Below are 26591 nucleotides of genomic sequence, written 5' to 3' on the forward strand. Positions count from 1 at the left end.
CCTGCGCAAACGCCCTACGAGCGACACATCGCCCTCCACGTTGAGGATTAACCAACAGTTGGTCTGGGAGCGCTCTCAGTTTGACTGTAAAGGGATGATCACACCTTGTGAACCCCGCGAGCCGCCCGAAACTTTTTCGGACGGCTCGGGGCGGTCAGCTCGGGCTTTTCCAGGAAAGCGCGGCGAGGAGGTCGCGCCCCTTCTCGGCGTTGCGCGGCTGGCACAGCACGTCGTAGCGCCGGGCGACGAACTGGCTCTGGGAGACGAAATCGCGCTGCCCCCGCGTGGACGCGTAGCGGACCGCGGCGGACGCGAGCCCGAACCCGACACCGATCGCCAGGCCGAGCGCGATCGGCACCAGACCCGCCCCCGGGGTGAACAGGCTCAGCAGGAGACCGACGAACAGCCCCAGCCACGCCCCGGACGCCGCGGCGGAGATGAGCACCTTCCGCCAGGTGAGCCGCCCCGCCACGCGCTCGACGAGCATGGGCTCGACCCCGACGATCGTCACCTCCTGCACGGGGAACGCGTTGTCGGCGAGGTGATCGACGGCCCGCTGGGCCTCCTTGTAGGTGTCGTAGGAGGCGATGGGCCAGCCGTCGGGCAGGGTTGGCAGGTTCGTCGTGGTCGGGTTGGCGAGAAATGCCCTCGTCATTCGCGTCACCTCCGGTGAAGTCGATTTTGCTCTTCACTTCGCACAACGGCCGCGGTGCTCATTTTGTGCCCGGTTTCCCGTATTCACAGTCAATTCTCAGCCGATTCCGTGAATCGATGCCCGGTAGCGTAAGCTTGGTGTTGTCGAGACCAGCCGCACGCGGAAGCAGCACCCCGCGACGCCCTCGGCACACCACGCCGGCCCTAGTCGGCCGGGGACGGGAGCGCCGACATGTCGTCGGACCCAAACCACCCCCCCACCACCGAAGCATGCGCCACCTGCGCCCACGAGTGGCAAACCCACGACGTCATCGCCAAGCGCTACTGCACCGCCACCGCCGCGGGCGACTACAGCCGCGGCTGCGTCTGCGTCCCCCAGACCGCCGCCCACGTGAAAGCCCCCACCACCGCAGGGGTTTAAACAGCTCACGGGCGACGTGCCCACCACACCACGCCGCCCGTGAGCTGTTACCAGGCGCAGCAGCCTGGCGTCCCGCCTATCCGGCGACCGCAGCCGTGGAGCGCCGCTGCCGGAAGAGCAGCACGAATTCGGTGCCCAGAACGAGCACCATCGTGCTGCACACCTCGGGCATCGCCTGCGGTGCCAGTTCGTTGGTGAACACCAGCGTCAAAGCCATGACCAACGCCAGCGTGACCAGCGTCAGCACCGGCCGCCTGCCATGAGCCTTGGCAATCGCCGCAACCCGCCGCAACCACTCCCGCCGCACAGGAGAGACGTGCCGCTGAACCGAGGCCACGTAGTCCCGCTCGCCGAGGAGGAGCAACTCCTCCAAGGAGACCTCGGGACCGTGGGCCCGGCCAGATCGGCAGCAAGACGCCCGATCGGGGCCGCCTTCCTCTGGCGGTTCCGCAGGACTTGCCACTAGATTCATCGGGTTCGTACTCCATCTCTTAGTGGGGATCAGTACGGACGCTCGAGGGTGTGGCTCCTCCTGGCCGAGGAGCCCACTCCCAAACTTCGGAGCGCCGCTTACCGGTAATAATGCTTGCACGTCTGAGCGCGATAAGCCAAACCGGGTCTCGTAGCGACGAATGGCCTGCTCCAGGCGGTGAGCGGTCGATAGCGAAAACACGCCCGGAAACGGCCGAACCCATCCATGTCGACCAGCCCACACCCCCTACCACGGGTTCCAGATACATTCATCACCCGATCGTGTGAGCAACCTTTCGACGGCTAAAAGGGTCGCAGCGAACGACGACGGCCACCAATAAGCCCGCTTTCGTATAACCAACATTAACGCCAATCGTCAAATAGTCGCAAAACAATTGAACATGGCGCTGTTCGGACTGGTGTTGGAAACCGCGTGACCCGCCACTCCACCCGACCACGCCGGAGGCGAGATACCGCACCGTGGGCAACCCAACCGATGCTTACGTCCCGCCCCTCACGCCGGGTCGCGAGATGCCGCACCGCGGGGGCGTGGGGGCTCGGCCCCCACAACAAAGAACAGGCGACCTGTGTCCACGCTTTCCGTGGACACAGGTCGCCTGTCGCCTGTGGAGCTGAGGGGAATCGAACCCCTGACCTTCTCGATGCGAACGAGACGCGCTACCAACTGCGCTACAGCCCCCGTTGTGGTGCGTGGAGAGCATATCAGCGGTTCCGCGCGCCGTTGGCAGGGGGGTTCTACTCGCCTGCCGCGCGGCGGTAGGCGAGGTGGCGGGGGTCGCCGAGGTGGTCGAACCAGGGGTCTTCGTCGTCGATGTCGACCACGACCGTGCCGGGGTGGACCAGGCGGGGGGCCTGCCGGGGGGCGTAGTCCTCCATGGGGCGGGCGTGGTGGCGGCGGACGGCGGTCATCCTGGCGAGCCTGCGGCGGCGGATCTCGTCCTCGATGCGGACCTGCCTGCGCAGGTAGCTGAGGTAGCCGATCAGCAGCAGGTCGGCGGCGCCGTGCAGCCACCAGACCCACGGCACGGCGACGGAGGCGACGACCGCCGTGGCGATGGCCGAGAGCAGCACGAAGAGCACCACGCGCTGGCGGAAGGCGTACTTGGCGCGCGCGGCGCGGGCGGCGGCGTCGGGGTCGTAGCCGCCTCGGCCGGGGCGGTAGCGGCGGGGCTCGATGTCGTCGTCGGGGAGCAGGTCGTCGTCGGGCTCGGGGTGGTCGGCTTCGCGCATGACGAAGTCCTCCCGCAGGTCGGCGTGGGTGTCCTCGGGGTCGGTGTCCTCGGCGTCGTCCGCGCTGCGGACGACGCGGCCCGTGAGGGCGGACTCCGTCGTGCGCGCGATCTCCTGGCGCTTGCGCACGACCATCGGGACGAGAACGACGAGCCAGGCCACGACGAGCGCGACCACGATCAATGAGCTGGGCATGCCCGGTACCTCCCCCGTCCGTTCTCCCACAAGCTCCCGGCATTCGCCACGTTAGTCACAACAGTCACACGTGTGGCGGAGGCGCGCCGACCCGGATCGCCCATTCGGGTGTTCGCTTGTGGACCTTGCCCCATAACGGCCTTGCTCAAACATTTACGACCGCGAAGCCCCGCCCTCCGCGATCAGCCCGGCCACCAGGCCCGCCGGAATGTCCTCAGTGGTCAGTGCGAGGCAGCGGTGGTCGCGCCAGTCCCCCGCGACGTCGAGATAGCGCCGGAACAGGCCCTCCTCCCGGAACCCGAGCTTGGCCAGCACCCGCAGGCTGGCCGCGTTCTCTGGCCGGACCGTGGCCTCGACCCGGTGCAGGCCAGCGGTGGTGAAGCAGTGGTCGACGACCAGCGCGACGGCCGCGGTGGCCACCCCGCCGCCCGCGGCGTGCGTCCCGATCCAGTACCCGACCCAGGCCGAGCACAGCGCGCCGCGGACGATGCCGCCGACGGTGATCTGCCCGGCCGGGCGCCCGTTCACGGTGATCACCAGCGGCAGCGTGGCCCCGCGCCTGGCCAGCCCGCGCAGGGTGGCCCACTGGCCGAGCCAGGCCACCGGGGCGTTGCGGTCGGCCCAGGTGCCCGGCGCGGCCGGTTCCCACTCCTCCAGGTACGCCTGGTCGCGCAGCCGGATGCGGCTCCACGCCGAGCCGTCGGACAGGCGCGGTGGGCGCAACACGACCTCACCGGCGCGCACCCGCAGCGGACCGAGCCGGACGGGCCAACCGGGGTGGCGGGCGGGCGGGTCAGCCACGCTGGGCGAGGAAGCTGACCTGGACCTGTTCGCCCGCGCCCACCTCGGTGGTGTCCTCGTCGACGAGGATCAGGCAGTTCGCCTCGGCCAGCGAGGCCAACAGGTGCGAGCCGGACAGGCCCAGCGGCTGGACCAGGTAGTCGCCGGTGGTCTCGTCGCGCAGCAGCTGCCCGCGCAGGAAACCCCGCCGCGCCTTGGTGGAGGAGATGGGCGAGAGCAGGTTCGCGGTCACCACGCGCCGGTGCGGGTTGCGCTTGCCCTGCGCCGCGCGGATGAGCGGGCGCACCAGCACCTCGAAGACGACCAGCGCGCTCATCGGGTTGCCGGGCAGCAGGAACGTGGGCACCGCGTCCGGGCCGAGCCTGCCGAAGCCCTGCACCGAGCCGGGGTGCATGGCCACGCGGGTCATGTCGATCTCCCCGAGGTCGACCAGCGCGGCCCGGACCTCCTCGGCCAGGTCGCCGCCCACACCGCCCGCGATGACGACGATCTCGGAGAGCAGCAGCCTGCTCTCCACCACCTCGTGGAGCTTGCGCGGCTCGGTCGGCACGATGCCCACCCGGATGACCTCCGCGCCCGCGTCCCGGGCGGCGGCGGACAGGGCGTAGGAGTTGACGTCGTAGACCTGCCCCTGGCCCGGGGCCCGATCGATGTCGACGAGCTCGTCGCCGACGGAGATGATCGAGACCCGGGGGCGGGGGTAGACCAGCACCTTGGCGCGGCCGACGGCGGCGAGCAGGCCCACCTGCGCGCTGCCGATCACCGTGCCCCGGCGCACGGCCACGTCACCGGTCTGCACGTCCTCGCCCGTGCGCCGGACGAACCCGGCCGAGGGCACGGGCTGGTGCACGGTGACGCGGGCGTGGTGGCCGTCGGTGTAGCCGGTGGGCAGGACGGCGTCGGCCAGGGTGGGCAGCGGCGCGCCGGTGGCGATGCGCACCGCCTGGCCGGGCTGGAGCCTGCGCGGCTGCCGGGAGCCGGAGGCGATCTCGCCGACCACCGGCAGCACCACCGGGTCCCCGTCCGCGGACTGGGTGTCGACGCTGCGCACCGCGTAACCGTCCACAGCGGCCTGGTCGAAGCCGGGCAGCGCGCGCTCAGCGACGACTTCCTCGGCGCAGAGCAGGCCCTGCGCCTCGGAAATGGCCACGCGAACCGGGGCGGGCCGCACCGCCGCGGCCAACGCGCGCTCGACTTGCTCGTCGACAGACCTCATCCGCTCTCCCTGAACACCCTCGCTTTATGCCAGCCGATCGGTCAGCCACGCGCGCAGGTCGGCCCCATACTCCGGATGGTCGAGCGCAAAGTCCACGGCGGCACGCAGGAAGCCACCTGGATTCCCCAGGTCATGTCGCCCACCGCGGTGGACGACCACGTGCACGGGGTGGCCCTCGGCGATCAGCAGCGCGATGGCGTCGGTCAGCTGCAGTTCCCCGCCCGCGCCAGGGGTGATCCGCTTGAGGGCGTCGAAGACGGCCCGGTCGAGCAGGTAGCGGCCCGCCGCGGCGAAGGTGGAGGGGGCCTGGTCGGCGGGCGGCTTCTCCACCATCCCGTTGACCTTCTTCACCTCGGCGTCGTCGGTGTCCTCGACGTCGAACACGCCGTACGCGCTGATCTGGTCCTTCGGGATGTCGAACGCGCACAACACCGTGCCGCCGCGCCGCTTGCGCACCTCGGCCATGCGGGCCAGGACGCCGGTGGGGAGCACGAGGTCGTCGGGGAGCAGGACGGCGACGGCTTCGTCGTCACCGCGCAGGTTCGGCTCGGCGCAGCCCACGGCGTGGCCGAGTCCGAGTGCCTGTTCCTGCAGCGCGGTCTCGACCTGCAGGAGGGCGGGCGCGCGGCGGACCTTCTCCAGCAGCTCGGTCTTTCCGCGCTCGGCGAGCGTGGCTTCCAGCTCCGGCTGGGGCCTGAAGTAGTCCGCGACCGCCTCCTTGCCCGGCGAGGTGACGATGACCAGGCGCTTTGCGCCCGCCTCCGCCGCCTCTCGGGCCACGTACTCGATGCCGGGGGTGTCGACCACCGGCAGCAGCTCCTTGGGAACCGCTTTTGTCGTCGGGAGGAATCGGGTGCCCAGGCCCGCCGCGGGCACGATGGCGGTGGTGAATGCGCTCGACGCGTTCATGGGCAGTGAGCCTAACCTCGTCGTGTGGCCGGCTCTGGGAGTGATCTCGACGCGACACGGGCGTGGACGAAAGACCAGTGGCGTCGGGCGCTGCTCAGCGAGCGGCGCCGGGTTCCGGCCAGCACGCGCTTCGCGGAGGCCATCACGCTGACAGGGCGCCTGACCGAGGACCGGATTGTGCGCCGCGGCGAGACGCTGTGCGGGTACGTGCCCATCGGGTCGGAGCCGGGTTCGGTGCAGATGCTCGGTGAGGTCGCCGACCGCGGGGTGCGCATCCTGTTGCCGGTGGTGGCCGGGCCCGGTCCGCTGGAGTGGGCTTGGTACGAGGGGCGGGAGTCGCTGCGACCTGGCCCTTTCGGCCTGTTGCAGCCCATCGGCGAGCGGCTGGGCGCGACGGCGCTGCGGATCGCCGACGCGGTGCTGGTGCCCGCGCTGGCGGTGGACCGCTCCGGGGTGCGGCTCGGGCGGGGGGCCGGGTTCTACGACCGGTCGCTGGCGCTGGCCGCGCCGGGGACGCCGCTGATCGCGGTGGTGCGCGACCAGGAGGTCTTCGACATGCTGCCCGCCGAGCCGCACGACGTGCGGATGACGGCGGTGCTGACGCCGGAGCGGGGCCTGCGCACGCTGCGAACATGACGTGGGTCACGTCCGGGGTCGTGGATGTGCGCTGGTGTTTGCGCATCCAGGTCCGCGTGGCGCAGAATTGACTGGCACTCTGACTGGTCGAGTGCCAAGGTGGTGAGGAGAGGTCGTGCCCACGTATCAGTACGCCTGTACGGCCTGCGAGCACCGGTTCGAGGCTGTCCAGAAGTTCACCGACGCGTCGCTGACCGAGTGCCCGTCGTGCGCAGGCAAGCTGCGCAAGCTCTACGGCTCGGTGGGTGTGGTGTTCAAGGGGAGCGGCTTCTACCGCACCGACAGCCGCTCGGGCGGCAAGGGCACCGTCCCGGCTGCCGAGTCCGCCTCGTCGGGGTCGGGTGACGCCGCCAAGCCCGCCGCGGCCGAGTCGACCGAGTCCTCCTCGAGCTCCTCGGCCGCGTCGACGCCGTCGACCTCGTCGTCGAGCACATCGAGCACATCGACCAGCTCGGCGGCCAAGGCGTCCTGAGTTGTCCACAGGCCGGGGAGTACCCCTGGCCGCGGACTCGGCCCCGCTCCTAACGTCGGAATCGGACCTCATCCGACCCGACCGCTGGAGCGACCATGTTCCTCGACCGCCTTCCCCGTGCCCTGAGCCTGCGCCGCGCCGTCGCGGCCCTGCTGGTGGCGCTGGCCGCCGTGCTCGCGTTCCGGCCCTCGGCGCGCGACGGGACGGAGCCGGTGCTCGTCGCGGCGCGCGCGCTGCCCGCGGGGACGGTGCTGTCCCCCGCTGATGTGCGCACGGCGCGGATGCCGCCGGACCTGGTGCCCGAGTCCGCGATCGCCGATCCGGCCGCCGTGGACGCCGCGGTGCTGGCCGCGTCGGCCGGGCCGGGCGAGCCGATCACGCGCACCCGGCTCCTGGGGCCCGAGCACACCCGGCTCGCCGCGGGCCCCGACCGGGCCGCCGTGCCCGTGCGCCTGGCCGACCCCGCGGTGGCGCGGCTGCTGCACCCGGGCGCGCGCGTGGACGTCGTGGCGGCCGAGCCGCGATCGGTGGTGGCGCGCGACGCCGTGGTGCTGGCCGTCCACTCAGGAGAGTCGACGCGGGCCGGGCCGCGCGCGGACATCGTCATCCTCGCCCTCCAGGGGGACTCCGCGGCAGAGGTCGCCTCCGTCTCTTTGGAGCAGCCGGTGGGCGTTACCCTGCGCTAGCGAAATAGTCGTGGCGCGCGGCGGGAAGCCGCTGGTCAGCCTCAGTTCTCGGAGAAGCGGAGTGGGCTTGTGCTGAAGGGTTTCAAGGACTTTGTCATGCGCGGCAACGTCATCGACCTCGCGGTCGCCGTCATCATCGGCGCGGCGTTCACCACGATCGTCTCCGCCTTCACCGACGGGCTGGTCAAGCCGCTCATCAGCGCGGTCGGCGGCAGCAACGCCGCGCAGGGCCTCGGCGTGCGCGTCCTGTCGGCGAACCCGGCGACGTTCCTGGACTTCGGCTCGGTGATCAACGCCGCGATCAACTTCCTGATCGTCGCCGCGGTCATCTACTTCATCATCGTCCTGCCGGTGAAGACGATCCAGGAGCGCCGCAAGCGCGGCGAGGAGGCGGGCCCCTCCCAGCCCTCCGACGTGGAACTGCTCACCGAGATCCGCGACCTGCTCCGCCAGCAGCAGCAGCAGCAGAACAACGGCCCCCGCCCCCCGATGCCACGATAGGAGGCATGACCGAGGACCCGACCCCGAAGCCCCAGCGCACGCCACCCCAGCGCCCCACCCGCACCGACCTCGACCACATCTTCGGCGACGTCCTCCCCGACACCACCGCCGACGAGCGCGGCGACGGCACGGACCCCCAGGACCGCGACGACGACTGGCACCTGCGCAACCGCCCCCCACACCACGGCGGCTGACCGCCCCGCACGACTCCCCGGCGCTCATGCCGGAGCGGAGCGCGCCGCCCGGCTGGTGAGCGGGTGGGCGGGGGCTGCTGCACGCGCGGACGGCCCCCGCCGCGGGGGTCGTCAGGTGGCGTAGAGGTCGGACAGCTCGCCGATGACGTAGGGGACGAGGGTGGAGAGGGTCGCCATGCCGTCGCGGACGGCGCTGCGGGAGCCCGCGAGGTTGACGACCAGGGTGCTGCCGGAGATGCCGACGAGGCCGCGGGAGATGCCCGCGTCGACGGCGCCCGCGGCCAGGCCGGAGGAGCGCAGCGCCTCGGCGATGCCGGGGATGGGGCGGTCGAGCACGCCCAGGGTGGCGTCCGGGGTGACGTCGCGGGGGGAGACGCCGGTGCCGCCGACGGTGATCACCAGGTCAGCGCCGCCGATGACGGCGGTGTTGAGGGCGTTGCGGATGGCGACGGTCTCGCCCTCGACCGGCACGACGCCGTCGACGATGAAGCCTGCTTCTTCGAGCAGCTCGGTGACCAGCGGTCCCACGGGGTCTTGGTGCTCCCCGTGCGCCAAGCGGTCGTCCACGATCACGATGAGGGCCCTGCCCAGCTGCTGCGCGCTGCGTTCCATGCCGCCAACCGTAGTCGGCGCGCCCGAACCGGGCGCCCAGACGTGATCTGTGTCGTCGCGGTCCGCGGTTCCGGCGGATTCGTGACCTCGGGCGCGGTCGGGGCGCGCCAGGGTGGGCGCTGTCTCGGCGTCGACCTTCACGCTTGCGCGTCGTTTTCCGAGGACTTCTCATAATTTGTTCGAACCCCATTGCGGCCACCCGCCAGGCGCGGATAGTGGACTCCAGAACGGAAGCGGCCTTCGCACTCCCAGTTTTACCCGGTCAGCGGTGTTGGCGGCATTTCCGGACCGTCCCGGAAAACCCGCTTCCGCCAATATGACGAATCCTCGCGACGACCCGCTGAAAGCCCCGAACTCGACCCGGTGACACAAGCGCGGCAGTAATGGTGACAGAAGCTCACCTACTGGAGTTGGTCACTCAGGGTTTCCAATCCCGCGCCAACCTGCTGAAGTCGCTACCGCCGACCGTCACGATGCGGCATGATCGTAGGCGCGATACGGCCGGACGGGCTACCACGAGTGGCCGCTGCCGCCAATCCATCTCGCCCGGTAACAGTGGAGCCCTTGGCATCGACTACCGGGATTAGACCGGTTCGGCCGGATGCGGGAAGCGACGGTGGAGGAATCCGTGACGAGCAAGGCAGAAAACCGGAGGAACCTTCGGTTTGCGCTGGTGATCGCGGTGTTCGCCGCTGTGTTGCTGAGCCATTCGAGTGGTGTCGCCGCGGCGAGTGGACAAAAGCAGGACATCGCTCGACAAAACACGGCCACGCAGAGCGACGTCGATGTGAAAGCGGCTCGGATCGTCATCCTGGTCGACGAGTCGGGCAGCATCAGCGAGCAGGACATGGTCCGCGAGCGGTCCGCGGCCGAGGTGATCGCCAAGTCCGAGCTGTCGGGTGAGTCGACGATCGCGGTGGTCGGCTTCGCCAGCGACAACGGCGCGGCCTCGCCGGTCGACGTGGTGTGCAGGCCGACGAAGGTCGCGGGCGCCGCCGAGCGCGACCAGCTCACCAAGTGCATCGGCAACCTGCGCAAACGCGCGCCCGGCAAGGGTGAGGGGACCGACCACGCCGCCGCACTGCAGCAGGCGCTCAGCTTCCTGACCGGTGGCGCGCCCGCCGACGGCCCCAAGCTGATCTTCCTGCTCACCGACGGCGACCTCGACGTGCGCGGCAGCACGCGCTACGGCGTGGACAAGTCCGGCCAGCAGCGCAACGACGCCGCGCACGAGATCATCCGCCAGGAGCTGGTCAAGGCCAAGGCGGCGGGCGTGCAGGTCTGGCCGCTGGGCTTCGGCTCGGTGCAGAAGCCCGCGCTGGACGAGTTCGCCGCGGGCGGCCACCAGGGCGACTGCGGCCCGACCGTGCCGGGACCGTCGACCACCGTCGTGCGGGACTCCGCCGACGTGACCAAGGCGCTGTTCAAGTCCTTCGCCACCGGGCGCTGCAACGGGACCGGCCCGGTGGAGAACACCGACCTCGGCTCGGGGGACAACGTCGAGATCCCGGTGATCATCCCGCCGATCGCCACCAACGGCTCGATCATCGTGGTCAAGCACGACCCGCGCATCGCCGTGGAGTACCTCGACCCCGACGGCAAGGCGGCGCCCAAGGCGGGCACCAACGACAGCGGGTCGTTCGAGGTCAGCGGCGAGAGCAGCGCGGTGGAGGTGCTGCGCATCGTCGACCCGAAACCGGGGACGTGGACCGTGCGGGTGACCTCGCTGCCCGACATCCCGCCGCAGACGGTGCTGACGACGGTGACCTGGCAGGGCGCCGCGCAGATCACGCTGGTGGTCGACCCGCCGTCGCCCGCCGCGGGCGAGCCGGTGACGCTGTCGCTGCGGGTGGTGCTGCGCGGCGGCCGACCGGTCACCGAGCCGGACATGCTGCGCGGCCTGGACTTCGCCCTCGAACTGGAGGACGACACCACCCCCAGGGCGGTCCCGCTGTCCGACAGCGGCCAGGACCCCGACACCGCCGCCGACGGCACCTACACCGGCAGGCTGACCATCCCCACCGACGCCGAGCGGGCCACCTTCCGCGGCCGGGTGACCGGGCTGGGCATCAGCGCCGCCGACGCGGTCGCCGTCGTCGAGGTGTCCGAGGGCAGCCCGACGCTGCTGGCCACGGCGACCCTGCCGACCATCGCCAGCCGGGTGGCCCCCGGCGAGGAGGTCGACGCCACCGTCGCGGTCTCCAACAACTCCGGCGCGCGCCAGGAGATCCGGCTCCAGGTCACCGCCGACAACGGCGCCGTGGTGACCATCCCGGCCGAGGACGCGGTCCGCTCGGTCGACCCGGGCAGCAGCTCGTTCGACTTCCCGCTGGCCTTCGGCGAGGACACCCGCCTCGGCATGACCACCGGCGTGGTGCGGGTGGTCGACGCGGGCGGCCGGGTGCTGCACGAGAAGCCGTTCACCGTGGAAGTGGCGCTGCCGTTCCCGTGGTTGCGCTGGATCATCGTCGGATTGCTGGCCATCTCCCTGCTCAGCCTCGGGGCCTTCCTGTTCGCGCGCAGGCGGGCGCAGGAGGTGGAGGGGCTGACGGTGCAGGCCATCCGCAGCGGCAACCGCGTCGGACTGTCCACAGAGGCGCGCAAGGCCAAGAGCTTCCGGTTCGTCGTCGACACCAGCACCCCGGTGCCGCGCCTCGACCTGGCCCAGCCGGGTGACCCCAGCGCGTACGTGCTGACCCGCTCGCAGGCCGGGCTGCGCCTGCGCACGCCGTACGGCGAGGTGCTGAGCGCGCACCTCGGCCAAGAGGTGGAGGTGGGCGAGGGGCTGACCATCGTGGTCACCGACGACTCCGCCTACGCCGAACCCGTCGCCGCGGGCTACGGCGCTGACTACAGCACCGACTACGGCACCCCGCCCGCGAGCGGGACGGACTACGGCACCGGCCCGACGCAGACCATGCGCGACCCGTATGAGTGACCGCCCGGCGGAAGGGTAAGACATGCAGATCTATCAGCCGATGATGTTCGTCGGACTGGGCGGCACCGGGTGCCGGATCGGCGCTGAGCTGGAGCGCAAGCTGCGCGAGGAGCTGTGCGGGCCGGACGGCACGCGGCTGCGCGACCTCATGCCCGGCGAGCAGATGCTGCCCTACCAGCTGCCCGGCTGCCTGCAGTTCGTCTACGCCGACCTCGCCGAGGACGAGTTCGGCCACATCGAGAACCGCGCGGTCCCCGACCGCGCGCACCTGCCCGCCGCCGAGCGGACCTACACCATGGTCCGCGAGCTGGTGCCGCCCTACGACACCTATCCGGAGGTCGCGCGCAGCCTGCGGCTCAGCGCCGCGAGCGCGGTGGACTCGTGGCTGCCGCCGCCGCAGGACGAGCCCAGGGTCGGCCCGCTGGCCAAGGGCGCGGGCCAGCTGCCGACGGTCGGGCGGGCGGCGCTGTTCGAGACCTTCCGCACCGGCCTCGCCCCGGCGCGCACCTCGCTGCTCAAGGCGGTCGGGCAGATCAGCAACTCCGGCGGGCAGCTCTCGCGCCTCGGCGGCAAGCTGCGCGACTCCGTCGACGTGTTCGTGGCGTTCTCGGTCGCGGGCGGCACGGGTGCCGGCCTGTTCTTCGACTACCTGCACCTGGTCGGCGACGTGCTCAACGAGCAGAAGTACAAGGCGCGGATCTTCCCGCTCGTGCTGATGCCCTCGGCGTTCCAGGAGGGCCTGGGCGGCGGACGGGCCGCCGAGCTCAACGCCGCCCGCGCGCTGCTGGACCTCTTCGGCCTGGTCGACGACCAGAACTCCCAGGTCGCGGGCACCGCGCTGGACCGGCGCGGGATCAGCGGGTCGCTGGCGGTGCACTACCCCGGCGGCGATGAGATCCGGCTGCGCCCCTCCACGGTGCAGACGGCGTTCCTGTTCAGCCTCACCGCCGGGATGCACCGCGACGACCTGCACCGCTCGGTGGTCTCGCTGCTGCTCACCCTCATCGGCACGAACCTGCCCAACGAGCTCAACGGCGTGCAGTACACCGACAGCAACTTCCAGTCCTTCGCCGACAGCTTCGTCAACAGCGCCAGCGAGCGCGGCACGCCCGCGGCCACCGGCATCGGCAAGCGCGGGGTGTCCACCAGCGCGGTGGCCTCGATGACGGTGCCGGTCGACGACCTGGCCGACATCGTCAGCTCGCGGCTGCTGGCCGACGCGGTGACCGAGATGGCCAACCCGGGCGGGCTGGCCGGGGAGAACAACCGCGAGCTGGTCGCGGAGATGTTCCAGAACGCCAACATCGACCCGCTGCTGCGCCGCGCGCCGCTGCCGATGGCCGAGCCGCCCGCGGTCAACGGCGCCAAGGCGGTCCTGGCGATGCTCAACACCCGCAGGCGCACCATGGAGTCCAGCGTGCAGTCGCTGGAGCAGGCCCTCGCCCAGGACGTGCCGAAACTGGCCGCGGAGTTCGACCCGCGACGCGCGGTGGCCATGGCGATGGGCCCGCAGAGCGCCTTCCGGGTGGCCAGGGTCGCGCTGGGCGAGCCGAGCCTGAGCGACCCGCTGAGCAAGACCGGTTTCCTCAAGCTCGTGGAGAGCCGGCGCGCGGAACCGCCCGCGCCGCAGGGGATCACCCTCGCCGCGCCGACGCCGGACGTGCGCAAGAGCCGCTGGTGGCGGCGCATCCGGTTCTCCGACCCGCTGGTGCGCGGCTCCCTGCAGCGGCAGAACGACTGGTTCGCCTGGCGGGCGCAGCGGGCGTGGCACACGGCGTGGAACGCCCAGGCGCCGCAGTGGGAGCGCAAGCTGCGCACCGTCGAGCGGGAGATCGGCGCGCTGGTGGAGGGGTTCCGCGAGCACGCCAGGACCGAGGACGCCCGCTTCGCCCGCCGCGCCAAGGCCCTCTACGAGCCGCGCGTCGGCGTGTCGTACCTGCTGCCCCGCCAGGGCCAGCTGATGGCCTTCCACGACGCGGTGATCCGCAGGCTCGTCACGGTCTACGTCACCCAGAACCGGCTGCACCCGACCGCGACCGCCGCGCAGGTGGTCGACGCGATCATCGGCAAGGAGGGCTGGAGCAGCGCCTACGCCGAGTTCGCCGAGCACGGCGTGCTCGACGGCCCGGCGCGCGCGGTGGCCAAGGTCCGCGCGCAGGTCAAGTCCGAGATCGTCAAGCTGTTCCGCTACCGCGACGACATGACCCTGCCGCTGCTGCCCAGCCTCAACGACCTGCTGGTCGCCGCCGCCGGGCGCACCCGCGGCATGGTCAACGACGACGACCTCGGCCAGTTCCGGGAGAAGCTGGCCGGGCTGGTGCCCGGCGGGTTCTCCCCCAGCGGCCGGGGCAGGCTCAAGATCCTGTTCTCCTACCCATCCCCCGCGGGCAAGCGCGACGTGGAGCTGGAGAAGTTCCTGCGCGGGGAGGTGAACCTGCCGCGCGAGGTGGACGCCATCCCGGAGTTCCGCCCGATCGACGCGGAGTCCGTCGTGGTCGTGCTGTTCCGGTCGTCGATGGGGATGACCGAGGTGCCCGAGGTGCAGAAGGTGCTGGTGCACTGGGCGGACGCGGTCGCCGACCAGCGCAAGAACGACTTCCTGCAGTGGCGCCAGCGCACCGGGTACCGGTTCGGCTACCTCGCCACCACCCCGGAGGACCGGGCCCGCATCCTGCACCACGTCCTGTGCGCGGCCTGGAACGGCTACCTGCAGCACACCGGGTCCATCACCTCGCCGGACTCGATCAACCTCTACCTGGGCGACTCCCAGGTCAACATGCGGCTCGACCTGGCCCCGTACCACCGGCTGTCGAGCTGGAGCAGCCTGATCACCGAGTACGAGCGCTGGGTGCTGGCCGACAGCGAGCAGATCCGCCAGGACTTCTGCGACCGGCTGATGGACACCAAGCCGCTGGGCCTCAACCGGGACCTGCGCCCGCCGCACGAGGTGTTCCGGATGCTGGTGGAGCTGGCCGAGCGCGAGGCCGAGGAGACCGCGAAGCTGCTCGCCGAGGGCAAGACCTCCGGCAGGCGCAAGCTGGAGTCGGTGCACGAGTTCTGGGCGTCGACCTTCGCCGACGCCATGCGCCTCGACTTCCGCGGCGCCGAGGACGCCCACCAGGACAACCTCGCCGACCTCTACGAGTGGGTGTTGCGGTGAGGGACCAGGTCATGGTCCTGGACATCCGGGAGCAGGGCCCGGACCTGTCCTTCCTGGACAAGCTCGACAAGCGCACGGCGCACCGCCTCGGCGTGGTCGACCGGGTGGTGCTGCTGGACAACACCGGGTCCCTGGTGGGCAACCACGACCGCTACCAGCGGCTGGTGTCGCTGAGCCACGTGCGCGCGGTGGTCTGCGTCGCGGTGGGCCCGATCGACGTCGACGGCGAGGTCGTGCTGCGCCAGTCCTCCGCGCTGGGCACCACGGGAGTGACCCTGTGGGTGGGCGACGAGTGGGGCAGCCGGTGGGCGGGCGGCACCGACCGGCCGCACCCGATCACCGAGGACCCGCCGAACCTGCCCGACCTGACCGCGGCGCTGCGCAGCCCGCAGGTCTTCGACCGGGTCGTGGCCACCGTCCGCCAGGTGCCGCACCAGACGGTGTGCCCCGGGCTGGCGGTCGTGCGCCCGACGGTGTCCGCCGACGAGCTGCGCCACCTGCGCGCGGCCGCCCTGGACGACCTGGTGGACCACGACACCGCGGTCCACCAGTGGCCGCCCCCGCCCGTCCCGGCGCGGGCCGACGAGCCGGTGGACGCCGCGCGCGACCTCATCTCGCCGGACTCGCGCCTGTGGCACGGCCGCGCCGCGGTGCGCCGCGCGGTGCGGTCCACTCTGGACGCCGCCATGCGGGCGCCCGGCTTCCAGGGCCTGGTCTCCGGGACGCCCCGGGTGGAGCCCGCGGCGCTCGGGCAGGCGTTCAGCACCCACCTGGCCGACCTCGACGAGCTGCTCGACGGGCTGGACCGGGCCGCGACCGGCACCGGCGGCGGGCGGCTCGACCTGCTGGGCGTGCCGCCCGCCGATCCGCCGAGGAACCCGGAGCTGGCCGAGGACCTGCGCGCGCTGGTCCGCGTGGAGCTGCGGGCCGGGCGGTCCCTGCGCGGGCTGGCCACGCACCTGCGGCGGCTGTCCAACCAGGAGGAGTCCTCCGGGACGGCCCGAGCGGAGCTGGCGCGCCTGCGCGTGACCTTGGAGCACCGGCTGCGGGCGCCCGCGCCTCCGCCGCTGCTGCCCGGCCCCCTCACGGTGATCAGCGCGCTGGCGGCGCTGACCACGGCGGCGACGGTGTGGCTGGCGGGCTCGGCCCTGGCCGGTGCGGGCGTCAGTCTTCTATGGACGGTACTGGTCGCACTGCTCGTGTGGCGGCTGCCCGGTCGGAGCGCGCTCACACCGGAGCACCTGCTCGCTGTCGGCGCCGCGCCGCTGGCGGCGCTGGCGGGGGCGCTGGTCGGGTCCCTGCTGCCCGTCGCCGACGTGCCCACCGTGGGAGCCGTCCTGGTCACCGGGGCGGCCATGGCGATCGCCGTGGCGACGGTCCTCGCGCTGTGGCGGCACGTGGTGACCACCTGGGTAAGGGAACTGCGGCTGGACGACGCGGGCCAGATCGCGGGCCGTATCGAGTCCATCGTGGATGATCGGGTGCGCGACCACGTGCGGTCGCTGACGCACCGGCGGCGGCTGGTCGACGCGGCGCTGCTGCTGGCCTCCGGCAGCGCCGAGCTGGCCCGGCTCTACGGCGAGCGGGCCGCGGCCGACCGCGCGGGCGAGGCGGCGGTGCCGCGCGGGCCGGTGCCGGAGCTGGCCGCCGTCCTGCGCGGGGACCTGGTGGAGCTGGTGGTCCGCGCCCTGCAGCGCTACCTGGCCGCGATCGGCGGGGACTCCCCGCTGGCCACCGAGTCGCAGGCGCTGGTCGCCGAGGCGGCCCGCGACCTGCGCGACTACCACGAGCACCTCGACGCCCACGGCGTCCACAGCCCGCCGCCGATGGTCGAGGACAACCCCGCCCGCGACCTGCTGCGCCTGGTGCTGTGGCAGCGCTCCGACGACGCGCGCCGCGTGCTGCGCGGCGACGGCCGCGAGGAACTGGCCCAGCTGTGCCAGATCGGCGACATCCGCGCGCTGAACGTGGCCTGGCGCGACGTCGCCGTGCTGCGGTTCGCCCCGGCCTCGGTGCAGCAGATCGTCCTGGGCGCCACGGCGTCGGGCGACATCATCACCACCGAGACCGACATGATCGGCATTCTGCGGCTGGTGCCGATGGGCGCGGGCCGGGTCGCCCACGAGCACCCCACCCACACCGACCGGGACGCAGGCGCCGATGACTGAGATCACCGACTCGGCCACGCTCGCGGGCCGCGACATCGACGGGCGGCCGAGCCGCTTCGAGGTCAAGGGCGACCAGATGGTGGCCGTCCCGGGGTCCGCCCTGGACACTCAGCGGGTGCGCACCGCCGATGGCACGGTGCTGATCCGGCGCAGCCTGCGCGCCGGTACCGCGCGCACAGCGCTGGACAACGAGATCTGCGCGCTGGCCCGGCTCAACCGGGCGTTCCGCGACGAGGGGCGGCCGTTCCCGCAGCTGCTCGCCTACGACGTCGACAGCACCGACCCGTGGGCACTGGTCACCGAGTACCGCGGCGCGCCCGCCCGGACCGCGGTGGACAGCCTGCTGCGGCCGGGGCTGCTCGACCTCACCATCGGCGTGTTCGACGCGCTGGCGCACCTGGCCTCGGTCGAGCTGACCCACAACGGGCTGGACCTGGGCGTGGTGCACCTGTCGGGCTCGTCGGTGCAGATCACCACGTTCGAGCACGCCGCGCTGGTCGGCGAGCGCACCGCGCGCGGGGGCGTCGCCGGTCCGCAGGACGACCTGCCCGACGCGGGGCGGCTGGTGTACGAGGCGTACACCGGGGTGCGGTCGGAGCAGCCGGACCTGCAGGACGTCGCCGGGCTGCAGGGCTACCTGGCCGGGATCTTCGACGAGCCGCGGCGGCGCCCGCCCGCCGCGGAGGTGCTGCGCCGCTTCGGCCGCGCCGCCGCGCCACGGGACCCGACCCGGGCCGAGCTGGAACGCGGACGCGCCGCGTTTGACGCCGCGCGCAAGCGGAAGCTGCCCCCGGAACCGCCCACGCTGCGCACGCAACCGGCGCAGCAGAACAAGAAGACCACCAGGAAACCCGGCTGGCTCCTGCTCGCGGTCGGCCTGGCCCTGCTCATCTCCGTGATCGTCTTCGGCGTCGTACAGGTGGTGTCGTGACCGAGAAGGCCCGCCGGGTGACCTGTCCACTGTGCCTGGACAGGTTCACCTGGGATGAATCGGAACTGCTGGAGTACTCCGCCACCGAGGGCAAGTACAACCCGGCGAAGCTGCCCGCCGGCGGCAACGCCGAGAAGATCAGGGACGCCCGCGAGCGGCTGTACGTGCGCTGCCCCAACCCTTCGGGCGACAGCGAGAACCACTACCTGCCCACGCAGTACGCCGACTACGACGACCCGCTGGTCGTCGCCACCATCGGCAGGCCGCGCTCGGGCAAGACGCACCTGGTGGTCGCCATGATCCGGGAACTGCTCGGCGGGACGGCGGCCGTCGAGAACGGCCTGCGCGCCAAGGCGATCGACTACTACCGCCACGTCGTGTTCAAGCGCGACTTCCTCGACCCGTTCGAGGCGGGCGTGCAGCTGGCGGGCACGGCGCACGGCCTGGGCACCTACCTGGCGTGGCTGGTGGTCGAGCACGGCAGCGTCAAGCGCCCGCTGGTGTTCTTCGACGTGGCAGGCGAGGACTTCCGCTCCCCGGACGAGAACGGCAGGCGCACGCGGTTCCTGCTGAACGCGGGCGCGCTGCTGTTCGTCGAGGACGCCCCGCACGTGGTGCGCAACGCCGCCGAGGAGCAGGACCTGCGCCGGGACACCTCGCTGGCCAACCCGATGGGCGCGGGCGCGACGAACGAGTACTTCCAGGAGGCGATCAGCAGGCTGCCCAACAGCGGGCGCTCGCTGCCGACCGCGGTCGCGCTGACCAAGTCCGACCGGCTGCGCTACTTCGCCCCCGTGGACCGCTGGCTGCGCGAGGACATCGGCGGCAGGCTCTCCCCCGAGCGGCTGCTGGCCGAGAGCCGCGACATCTACGCGCTGCTGCACGGCGCGAACGCGAGCAGCACACTGCGCCTGTACAACGAGTTCCAGCGCTGCACCATGCACTTCGTGTCCGCGACCGGGGGCGCCGCGGCCGACCAACGCTACCCGGCGGGCATCCGGCCCGCGCGGGTGCTGGCGCCCTTGCTGGCGCTGTTCGCCATGGCAGGCGTGATCACCGGACCGGACGCCGAACGGGTGGGCAGATGAACGGCCTCGACCAGATCCTCTTCGGACTCAGCCGGGAGGGCGGGATAGGACCGCTGCAGGTCTCGGCGGGGATGGACTGGCCCTCGGCGCGCATGTGGGACGCCCGGCTCTCGCGCTTCTACCGGCTGACGCCGACCAATCACAACGGCGACGGGCGGCCGTGGGTGCCGCAGCGGGCCTTGTCCTTCCTGCAGTTCTCCGACGGCAAAGCCGCGCTGATCGCCCGCTTCGGGGACACCGACGACGATCCTGGGCGCAACAACTCCCATGCCGTGCTTGGGCCCGCGCACTCTTTGGCCACTTTCGCGCCGTTCGTGTCGGGGTGGTCGGGGTGGATTCCGGTGGCCGACGGTCGCGGCTTCCACGAGATCGACTTCGCTGACTGGCATGAGCTGCGCATGGGCGCCCTGGATGCGGCCCGCGCTGAGCTGGCTGTTCATCAGGTCGCCGTGGTGAACATGGTGCGCGCTGTGCTGGCTGATGACGCCGCGTATTTCGCGCCGATCACCCGGGACGAGCCGCTGTCGTTGCTCATCCTGGCGCAGGAGATCTTGGACCCGGTGCTGTCGACGGGGCATTCGGCTTATGACTGGACGTTCTCGACTTACGAGGACTCGGACACCACCTCGCCCGCTTCGCCCAATGTGGACGGGTCGCCGCGGTTCTGGTGTTTGCGGGGTACCGGGTACGGGGAGAGTCATCGCCAGCGGGTTGATGTTGGTCAGCGGTTGGATGATGACGCCGTGACGCAGTTGGCTGTTGACCTGGTTGCGCGGTATGCGGAGGATTCGTCCACTTATCCGACGGCGATCCGTCGTGCGGTGTCCGGGTTGTCGGGGCGGGCTGAGCGGATTCAGAGGCTGATGGGGTCGGGCGAGCCTGCGCCAGTTCGGGTGAAGGCCGCTGTGGTGGAGGAACCGGCGCAGGAGGTGCGGGCGCCGAAGCCGGTTCAGGTGGGGGTGGGGGATGGGCCTGGGCTGGAGGAGACGCTGCTGGAGTTGGAGCGCAAGGATCTCACTGTTGGTGATCGCCGTTTCATGGTCCGGCACCTGCGGGTGTTGTTGGCGCAGAAAGATCCGTTGGGGTATGACGTCCGGCAGCGGTTGGATCGGTTTGACCGGCGGTTGGACGCGCAGCGGGGGGCGCTGGGGGTGGCGGTTGCCGTGTTGTTCGTGATCGCTTTGTTGGGGTGGGTGTGGCGGCCGGTGCCGGTGGTCACGACCATTCGGATGCCGGGGAGCACTGTGGTGCAGGTGGCTCCGGAGACAGTGCCCACTGTTGTGCCTCCGCCTCGGTAGGTGTGGTGGGGTCGATGGGTGGTTGCTCTGTTGGGCGATGAGCTGGGTCGGATTGGGGAGGCCATCTCCTGTGCCGTCGCCTGATGGAACGCGATTGCTATGGGCCCGGCGGGCGGTTGCCTCTTTGGGGCGATGAGCTGGGTCAGATTTGGGCGGCCATCTCCCGTGCCGTCGCTCGGTGGAACGCGATTTGCTATGCAGGTCCGATGGGGTGAATTCCCTTTTGCGGGGCCCCTAAGAAAAGCGGCGCGGTCGTGGAAGAGCGTGGAGCGGCGGAGCCGTCCACGACCGGCGAGGGTAGCACCGCTTTTCTCCCCACAAAAGGGAATCCACCCCATCGGACATTGGGTGGGGCGCGTTGCGTTTGTGGGTGGTTGGGCTGAGTAGAAGATGCTTGTGGTGTTGCGTGGGTGGGTGGGTGGGGGGGTGGGTGGGAATGGTGAGTCGGTCGGTGGAGGCTGTTGGTGGTTGCGTTGGGTTAAGTCGTGGCTAGGGGGAGGCGGACTTCGAAGCGGCAGCCTTGGGGGTGGTTTTGGGCGGCTATGTGGCCGTGGTGGGCTTCTACCAGGCCCTTGGCTATGGCCAGGCCCAGGCCGCCGCCTGGGGGGTCCAGGTCGGGGGGGTGGGGGGTGCGGGCGGGGGTGCCTCGGAAGGCGACGTCGAAGACGCGGGGGAGGTCGGCTTCGGGGATGCCGCCGCAGGTGTCGTCTACGGCCAGGATGGCTTCCTTGCCCTCTACGCCTACCTGGATCGCCACTGTGCCGTCTGGTGGGGTGTGGCGGATGGCGTTGGAGACGAGGTTGCGGACTACGCGGGCCAGTTCTGGGTCGCTGCCGAGGACTACTGGCCAGACGGCTGCCTGGGTGTGGACGGCTACGCGTTTGCGGTGGGCCACGGGGGTTTGGGTGGCCAGGGCGTCGCTGACCACCTCGCGCAGGGCTACGGCGGAGAGGGTCAGGCGGAGGGCTCCGGCGGTGATGCGGGAGAGTTCGAACAGGTCGTCGACCATGCCTGCCAGGCGGCGGGTTTCGTCGCCGATGCGGTCGGCGTAGCGGCGGACCTCGGTGTCCTCGGCGACGATGCCGTCGGAGATGGCTTCCGACATGGCGCGGATGCCTGCCAAGGGGGTGCGCAGGTCGTGGCTGATCCAGGCGACGAGTTCGCGGCGGGACGCCTCGGCGGCGCGTTCGCGGGCGCGGGCCTCGCGTTCCCAGACGGTGCGGGCGGCGGTGCGCTGGCCCAGGAACACCGCCACCGGGACGGTGACCAGCATGACCAGGAGGCAGACCAGCAGCATCGTGTACAGGGTGGGGTTGAACATGAAGCCGCTGATGCCGAGCACGCCGGTCACCATCGCGGCCACCGGGACCAGGACCAGCACCGTCATCGACGTGGACAGCGCGTGGTCGCGCAGCACGTGCAGCAGCAGTGCCCCCAGCAGGACCACGGGGAGCACGAACATCAGCGCGAACGGCAGGATCTCCAGCACGTGGCCGAACATCTGCTTGAGGGTCTCGTCATCGTCGAGCATCAGGCGGTCCTGTCGTAGCGGTAGCCGACGCCCCAGACGGTGGTGATGCGGTCGGGCGCGGCGGGGACGCGTTCGATCTTCTCGCGCAACCGTCGCACGTGGACGGTCACTGTGGACTGGTCGCCGAAGTCCCAGCCCCAGACCTCGTGCAGCAGCTGCTCGCGGGTGAACGCCTCGCCGGGGTGGGCGATGAGGAAGGCGAGCAGGTCGAACTCGCGGATGGTCAGGGCGAGGTCGGCGCCGTCGAGGGTGGCCTGGCGCGCCGCCGGGTCCACCCGCAGGCCGCCGTCCGCCAGCGCGCGGGCCGGGGGCGCGGTCGTGGCCCTGCGCAGCACCGAGGTGACCCGCAGGGCCAGCTCGCGCGGGCTGAAGGGCTTGGTGACGTAGTCGTCGGCGCCGAGGCTCAGCCCGACGATGCGGTCCTCCTCCTCCCCCAGCGCGGTCAGCATGATCACCGGGACCGTGCCGCGCAGCCGCCTGCACACCTCCAGGCCGTCGATCCCCGGCAGCATCAGGTCCAGCACGACCAGGTCCGGGCGGTGCTCGTCGATCCAGCGCAGCGCGTCCTCGCCGGTCGCGGCCAAGGCGACCTCGTGCCCGCCGCGTTCGAGGTAGCGGCGCACCACGTCCGACACCGTCAGGTCGTCATCGACCACCAGCACGCGTCCCATCGGCCCGCCTCTCACCCGTCCGTCACCCCAGATGGTCCACCACGAGCGCGGCGCGGGCGCACCGCGACCACCAGATGGGGCGGACACAAGGAAGCCGCGGCAGGCGCTGATGGGCTAAGCGCCTGCCGCGGCTTGCTCCGGTCCCCAGGAGCTTCCGGCCCGGGGGCAAACGGGTCGGACGGTGGTGGTTACTCGGGTTCGACGACCTGGCCGCCCAGGGTGGCTTCGACGGTGCGGTCGCCCTCGGCGATGGACAGGCTCACGGTGTCGCCGGGGGCCTTGGAGCGGACCGCGGCCACCAGGGCGTCGGCGTTGTCGATGCGGCGCTCGCCCAGGCGGGTGACCACGTCGCCGGGCTTCAGGCCCGACTTCTCCCCCGCACCACCGGGGAGCACCTCGTTGATCAGCGCGCCGGTGCCCTGGGGGTTGTCGCGGACGGTCACGCCGAGGACGGTCTGGGTGGCTTTGCCGGTCTTGACGATCTCGTCGGCCGTGCGGCGTGCCTGGTCGATCGGGATGGCGAAGCCGATGCCGACCGAGCCCGCGTCGCCGCTGCCCGCGCCGGGGCTGTAGATCGCCGAGTTGATCCCGATGACCTGGCCCTGCATGTTGACCAGGGGGCCACCGGAGTTGCCCGGGTTGATCGCGGCGTCGGTCTGGATGGCGTCCATGACGGTGGTCTGGCTGCCGCCCTCCCCGCCCGCCCGCGTGGGCCGCTGCAGCGAGCTGACGATGCCGGAGGTCACGGTGCCGGACAGCTCGAACGGCGAGCCGATGGCCACCACGGCCTGCCCGACCTTGAGGTCGTCGGAGCGGCCGAGTTCGGCGACGACGAGGCCGTCGATGTCCTGCGCCTTGACCACCGCGAGGTCCGAGGTCGGGTCCCGCCCGACGACGGTGGCCTGCGCGGTGCGGCCGTCCTGGAACACGGCGGTGATCTGCCCGCCCTTGGCCCCGCCCTCGATGACGTGGTTGTTGGTGACGATCAGCCCGTCAGCGCTGATCACGAACCCGGAGCCCTCCCCGCCGGAGTTCTGCCCGCGCACCTGTAACTGCACGACGCTGGGTAAGACCTTCGCCGCGACGGCCTCCACCGAGCCGTCGGGCGCGGGGGTGGACGCCTGCTTGGCGGGCTTGGGCAGGTCGAGCGCGCTGGCCGAGGATGACGGCCGCGAGTCGGCCACCAGGTACCCGCCCGCCGCGCCCGCCCCACCGCCGACGAGCAGCGCCAGCACGGTCATGCCCGCGACGAGCCCGCGGGAGCGCTTGGGCGCCTGCGCCGCCTGCGGTTGCGCCCCGGGGCCGTAGTGCCCGTACCCGGAGTAGGACCTCGGCGCCCCCTGCGCGCCCTGTCCTGCCGCCGTGCCGTACAGGACCTGTCCGCCGGAAGGCGTATGGCCGGAAGGGTTGTGGCCGAAGGGGGTCTGATGCGAGGAAGGAGCCTGCGGGCGAGCCCACTCGCTGCCCGACCGCGCGGGAAAGCCGTGCGCGGGGGTGGCCTGGTCGTCGCTCCCGGAGTCATCCTCCCTGGCGGCGATGCCCGAGGCGTTGTCATCCGAGGCACTGTTGTCCGAGGCAGTGCTGTCCGAGGCAGTGCTGTCCGAAGCGTTCTCGAACGTACCGTCGGAAGAATCGACTGGGTTCACGGCTGCTGTGTTCACGGCTTCCGGGTGGCCGGGGCCCTGCTCCCCGGCCACCCGGTCGCCGGATGACGGTTGCCCGGGGCCCTGCTCCCCAAGCGAACCGTGGCCTGTATCTGTGAAGTTCCCCGAATCCCGACGATCAAAACCCGACACCGGGCCATCTTCGGCGGGGTTCTCGTCGGGCCTGTTCTCCGTCATGTCTCCACCTTGCGCTTCCTGACTGAGAAGCACCTGAGATGGGCCTGTGCACCCGCCGTGAGTCTGGAAAACCCAGTCCTAGCGCCCATAGCGGGGCGGGGCCGAGCGGAGACGTTCCGCCAGGCTCTCCGGCGTGACGTCGTTGATCCAGACCGCCATGCCGGATTCCGAGCCCGCCAGGTACTTCAGCTTGTCCGCGGTACGAAGTATGGAGAACACCTGCAGGTGCAGCCACGCGAGGTCCCGCCCCTCGGACACCGGCGCCTGGTGCCAGGCGGCGATGTAGGGCAGTTCGCGGTCGTACAGGCCATCCAGCCGACCGAGGACCCGCAGGTACAGCGCGGCGAAGTCGGCGCGCTCCGCGGAAGTCAAGGCGGGCAGGTCGGGCACCTGGCGGTGCGGCACCAGCAGCACCTCGACCGGCCAGCGCGCCGCCTCGGGCACGAAAGCCGTCCAGTGCGCGGACTCCGCGACCACCCGCTTGCCGGAGGCCCGCTCGGCGGCGAGCACGTCGCCCATCACCGGGCGCCCGTTCTCGGCCAGGTACGCCGCCGCCGTGCTCAGCATCCGCTCGGTGCGCGGGGTGATGAACGGGTAGGCGTAGATCTGCCCGTGCGGGTGCGACAGCGTGACGCCGATCTCGTCGCCGCGGTTCTCGAAGGGGTACACCTGCGCCACCCCCGGCAGCGCGCTCAGCTCGGCCGTCCGGTCGGCCCACACGTCGACGACGAGCCGCACGCGCTCAGGGGACAGCTCGCCGAACGACGTGGCGTGGTCGGAGGTGAAGCACATGACCTCGCAGCGCCCGCGCCCCCCGGAGAACGACGGGAAGCGGTTCTCGAACACCACCACGTCATAAGCGGACTCGGGCACCTCACTGGGGCGCCCCGGCTCGGAAGGGCACAGTGGACACTTCCCGGCGGGCGGCTTGTACGTGCGGGTCTGCCGGTGCGCGGCCAAGGCCACGCACTCGCCGGTCAGCGGGTCCCGGCGGATCTCCGAGGCGGAGTCCTGCGGGGGCAGGTCGCGGCTGTCGACGGCCTCCCGCGGCGGGGCGCCGGGCTCGTCGTAGTAGTGGATCTCGCGGCCGTCGGCCAGCGCCCGGACCGTGCGCCTCACTCGGCGGCCCTGGCACTCTCGGGCACGTCGGCGATGATCAGCTCACCGACCCGGTCGCTCAGGATCTCCCTGGCGTCCTCGGGCAAACCCTCGTCGGTGACCAGCACGTGCGCCTCGTGGAGGTCGGCGATGGTGGAGATGCCGACCGTGCCCCACTTGGTGTGGTCGGCGAGGACGACCAGCCTGCTGCCCGCCTCGACCAGGGCGCGGTCGGTCTCGCTCTCGTTGAGGTTCGGGGTGGTGAAGCCGGGACCGTCGGCCATGCCGTGCACGCCGAGGAACACCACGTCCAGGTGCAGCGACCGAAGCGACTGCACCGCGACCGGTCCGACCAGCGCGTCGGAGGGGGTGCGCACGCCGCCGGTCAGCACGACGGTCCGGTCAGGACGGTCGGTGCTGCGCAGGACGTCGGCCACCCGGATCGAGTTGGTCACCACTGTGATGTCGGACACATCGGCCAGATGGTGGGCGAACGTCCACGTGGTGGTGCCCGCGGACAGTCCGATCGCGGTGCCGGGCCGGATCAGCGAGGCCGCGCGCGCGGAGATCGCGTCCTTCTCCGCCAGCGCCCGCACCGACTTCGCCTCGAAGCCGGGCTCGTCGGTGCTGCGCCCGACCACCGAGGTCGCGCCGCCGTAGACCTTCTCGACCAGCCCGCGCTTGGCCAGCACGTCGAGGTCGCGGCGGATGGTCATGTCCGAGACACCCAGCCTGGAGACGAGCGCGTGCACCTGGACAGCTCCGCTGCGGCGGACCTCGTCCAGGATCACCTCCTGGCGCTGACGGGCAAGCACAACACAATGCTACACACTCGAACGGTTGATTTT

Annotated in this window: 24 protein-coding genes and 1 tRNA gene; 12 read left to right on the forward strand and 13 right to left on the reverse strand. The window is 71.4% G+C overall.

Annotated features, from left to right (window positions below; all coding sequences use genetic code 11):
• Positions 1 to 154: 154 nt before the first annotated feature.
• Positions 155 to 655 (reverse strand): general stress protein, encoded by a 501-nt coding sequence (locus ACTG9Q_RS09940; protein WP_455572373.1) that lies wholly within the window; start codon positions 653 to 655, stop codon positions 155 to 157.
• Between the two features lie 231 nt (positions 656 to 886).
• On the opposite strand from ACTG9Q_RS09940, the gene ACTG9Q_RS09945 reads away from it, so the two are divergent.
• Positions 887 to 1075, forward strand: a complete 189-nt coding sequence (locus ACTG9Q_RS09945; RefSeq protein WP_455572374.1) for an RGCVC family protein — start codon at positions 887 to 889, stop codon at positions 1073 to 1075.
• 76 nt (positions 1076 to 1151) lie between these two features.
• Here ACTG9Q_RS09945 and ACTG9Q_RS09950 read toward each other — a convergent pair whose 3' ends face one another.
• The 6 genes from ACTG9Q_RS09950 to ACTG9Q_RS09975 form a co-directional block, all read right to left on the reverse strand.
• Positions 1152 to 1448, reverse strand: a complete 297-nt coding sequence (locus ACTG9Q_RS09950; RefSeq protein WP_455572375.1) for a hypothetical protein — start codon at positions 1446 to 1448, stop codon at positions 1152 to 1154.
• A 725-nt stretch (positions 1449 to 2173) separates the two neighbouring features.
• Positions 2174 to 2246 (reverse strand) — tRNA-Ala (locus ACTG9Q_RS09955).
• 56 nt (positions 2247 to 2302) lie between these two features.
• Entirely contained in the window at positions 2303 to 2992 is a 690-nt protein-coding gene (gene sepX, locus ACTG9Q_RS09960; protein WP_455572376.1) for a divisome protein SepX/GlpR, read from the reverse strand.
• 153 nt (positions 2993 to 3145) lie between these two features.
• The gene (locus ACTG9Q_RS09965; RefSeq protein WP_455572377.1) at positions 3146 to 3793 is read right to left on the reverse strand and encodes a GNAT family N-acetyltransferase; all 648 of its coding nucleotides are present in this window, start codon (positions 3791 to 3793) and stop codon (positions 3146 to 3148) included.
• The gene (gene glp / locus ACTG9Q_RS09970) at positions 3786 to 5009 is read right to left on the reverse strand and encodes a molybdotransferase-like divisome protein Glp (protein ID WP_455572378.1); all 1224 of its coding nucleotides are present in this window, start codon (positions 5007 to 5009) and stop codon (positions 3786 to 3788) included. The genes ACTG9Q_RS09965 and glp overlap by 8 nt, the downstream gene beginning before the upstream one ends.
• 24 nt (positions 5010 to 5033) lie before the next feature.
• Positions 5034 to 5918 carry a UTP--glucose-1-phosphate uridylyltransferase gene (locus ACTG9Q_RS09975; protein WP_455572379.1) on the reverse strand — a complete coding sequence of 295 codons (885 nt, stop codon included), beginning with the start codon at positions 5916 to 5918 and terminating at the stop codon, positions 5034 to 5036.
• Positions 5919 to 5942: 24 nt separating this feature from the next.
• Between ACTG9Q_RS09975 and ACTG9Q_RS09980 the strand changes: the two genes are divergently transcribed.
• The 5 genes from ACTG9Q_RS09980 (at position 5943) to ACTG9Q_RS10000 (ending at position 8407) form a co-directional block, all read left to right on the forward strand.
• The gene (locus tag ACTG9Q_RS09980; RefSeq protein ID WP_455572380.1) at positions 5943 to 6554 is read left to right on the forward strand and encodes a 5-formyltetrahydrofolate cyclo-ligase; all 612 of its coding nucleotides are present in this window, start codon (positions 5943 to 5945) and stop codon (positions 6552 to 6554) included.
• A gap of 115 nt (positions 6555 to 6669) precedes the next feature.
• The gene (locus ACTG9Q_RS09985; protein ID WP_455572381.1) at positions 6670 to 7026 is read left to right on the forward strand and encodes an FmdB family zinc ribbon protein; all 357 of its coding nucleotides are present in this window, start codon (positions 6670 to 6672) and stop codon (positions 7024 to 7026) included.
• 95 nt (positions 7027 to 7121) lie between these two features.
• On the forward strand, positions 7122 to 7712 hold the full coding sequence (locus ACTG9Q_RS09990) for an SAF domain-containing protein (RefSeq protein ID WP_455572382.1): 591 nt from the start codon (positions 7122 to 7124) through the stop codon (positions 7710 to 7712).
• 69 nt (positions 7713 to 7781) lie between these two features.
• Positions 7782 to 8213, forward strand: a complete 432-nt coding sequence (gene mscL, locus ACTG9Q_RS09995) for a large-conductance mechanosensitive channel protein MscL (protein WP_455572383.1) — start codon at positions 7782 to 7784, stop codon at positions 8211 to 8213.
• Positions 8214 to 8218: 5 nt separating this feature from the next.
• Positions 8219 to 8407: a hypothetical protein gene (locus ACTG9Q_RS10000; protein WP_455572384.1), complete on the forward strand. Its 189-nt coding sequence runs from the start codon at positions 8219 to 8221 to the stop codon at positions 8405 to 8407.
• Between the two features lie 111 nt (positions 8408 to 8518).
• Here ACTG9Q_RS10000 and ACTG9Q_RS10005 read toward each other — a convergent pair whose 3' ends face one another.
• Entirely contained in the window at positions 8519 to 9019 is a 501-nt protein-coding gene (locus ACTG9Q_RS10005; RefSeq protein ID WP_455572385.1) for a MogA/MoaB family molybdenum cofactor biosynthesis protein, read from the reverse strand.
• Between the two features lie 787 nt (positions 9020 to 9806).
• On the opposite strand from ACTG9Q_RS10005, the gene ACTG9Q_RS10010 reads away from it, so the two are divergent.
• The 6 genes from ACTG9Q_RS10010 to ACTG9Q_RS10035 are packed head-to-tail and all read left to right on the forward strand — an operon-like array spanning position 9807 to position 20602.
• A complete protein-coding gene (locus ACTG9Q_RS10010; protein ID WP_455572386.1) occupies positions 9807 to 11957 on the forward strand; it encodes a VWA domain-containing protein in 2151 nt (716 codons plus the stop codon).
• Between the two features lie 22 nt (positions 11958 to 11979).
• Complete coding sequence (locus ACTG9Q_RS10015; RefSeq protein ID WP_455572387.1) at positions 11980 to 15117, forward strand: tubulin-like doman-containing protein; 3138 nt, start codon at positions 11980 to 11982, stop codon at positions 15115 to 15117.
• The gene (locus tag ACTG9Q_RS10020) at positions 15114 to 17285 is read left to right on the forward strand and encodes a hypothetical protein (RefSeq protein ID WP_455572388.1); all 2172 of its coding nucleotides are present in this window, start codon (positions 15114 to 15116) and stop codon (positions 17283 to 17285) included. Before ACTG9Q_RS10015 ends, ACTG9Q_RS10020 begins: the two co-directional genes overlap by 4 nt.
• Positions 17278 to 18216 (forward strand): hypothetical protein, encoded by a 939-nt coding sequence (locus tag ACTG9Q_RS10025; RefSeq protein WP_455572389.1) that lies wholly within the window; start codon positions 17278 to 17280, stop codon positions 18214 to 18216. Before ACTG9Q_RS10020 ends, ACTG9Q_RS10025 begins: the two co-directional genes overlap by 8 nt.
• Positions 18213 to 19304: a hypothetical protein gene (locus ACTG9Q_RS10030; protein WP_455572390.1), complete on the forward strand. Its 1092-nt coding sequence runs from the start codon at positions 18213 to 18215 to the stop codon at positions 19302 to 19304. Before ACTG9Q_RS10025 ends, ACTG9Q_RS10030 begins: the two co-directional genes overlap by 4 nt.
• Positions 19301 to 20602, forward strand: coding sequence for a hypothetical protein (locus tag ACTG9Q_RS10035; protein ID WP_455572391.1), 1302 nt, complete (start codon positions 19301 to 19303; stop codon positions 20600 to 20602). Before ACTG9Q_RS10030 ends, ACTG9Q_RS10035 begins: the two co-directional genes overlap by 4 nt.
• A gap of 478 nt (positions 20603 to 21080) precedes the next feature.
• Here the strand turns inward: ACTG9Q_RS10035 and ACTG9Q_RS10040 are convergent, their stop codons facing one another.
• From ACTG9Q_RS10040 to ACTG9Q_RS10060, 5 genes are all read right to left on the reverse strand, one after another.
• Complete coding sequence (locus ACTG9Q_RS10040) at positions 21081 to 22133, reverse strand: sensor histidine kinase (RefSeq protein WP_455572392.1); 1053 nt, start codon at positions 22131 to 22133, stop codon at positions 21081 to 21083.
• On the reverse strand, positions 22133 to 22804 hold the full coding sequence (locus tag ACTG9Q_RS10045; protein WP_455572393.1) for a response regulator transcription factor: 672 nt from the start codon (positions 22802 to 22804) through the stop codon (positions 22133 to 22135). Before ACTG9Q_RS10045 ends, ACTG9Q_RS10040 begins: the two co-directional genes overlap by 1 nt.
• A gap of 188 nt (positions 22805 to 22992) precedes the next feature.
• Positions 22993 to 24342, reverse strand: coding sequence for a S1C family serine protease (locus ACTG9Q_RS10050; protein ID WP_455572722.1), 1350 nt, complete (start codon positions 24340 to 24342; stop codon positions 22993 to 22995).
• A 381-nt stretch (positions 24343 to 24723) separates the two neighbouring features.
• Entirely contained in the window at positions 24724 to 25764 is a 1041-nt protein-coding gene (gene galT / locus ACTG9Q_RS10055) for a galactose-1-phosphate uridylyltransferase (protein WP_455572394.1), read from the reverse strand.
• Positions 25761 to 26558: a DeoR/GlpR family DNA-binding transcription regulator gene (locus tag ACTG9Q_RS10060; RefSeq protein ID WP_455572395.1), complete on the reverse strand. Its 798-nt coding sequence runs from the start codon at positions 26556 to 26558 to the stop codon at positions 25761 to 25763. The genes galT and ACTG9Q_RS10060 overlap by 4 nt, the downstream gene beginning before the upstream one ends.
• Positions 26559 to 26591 lie beyond the last annotated feature (33 nt).

The organism is Actinokineospora lacus, assembly GCF_053813445.1.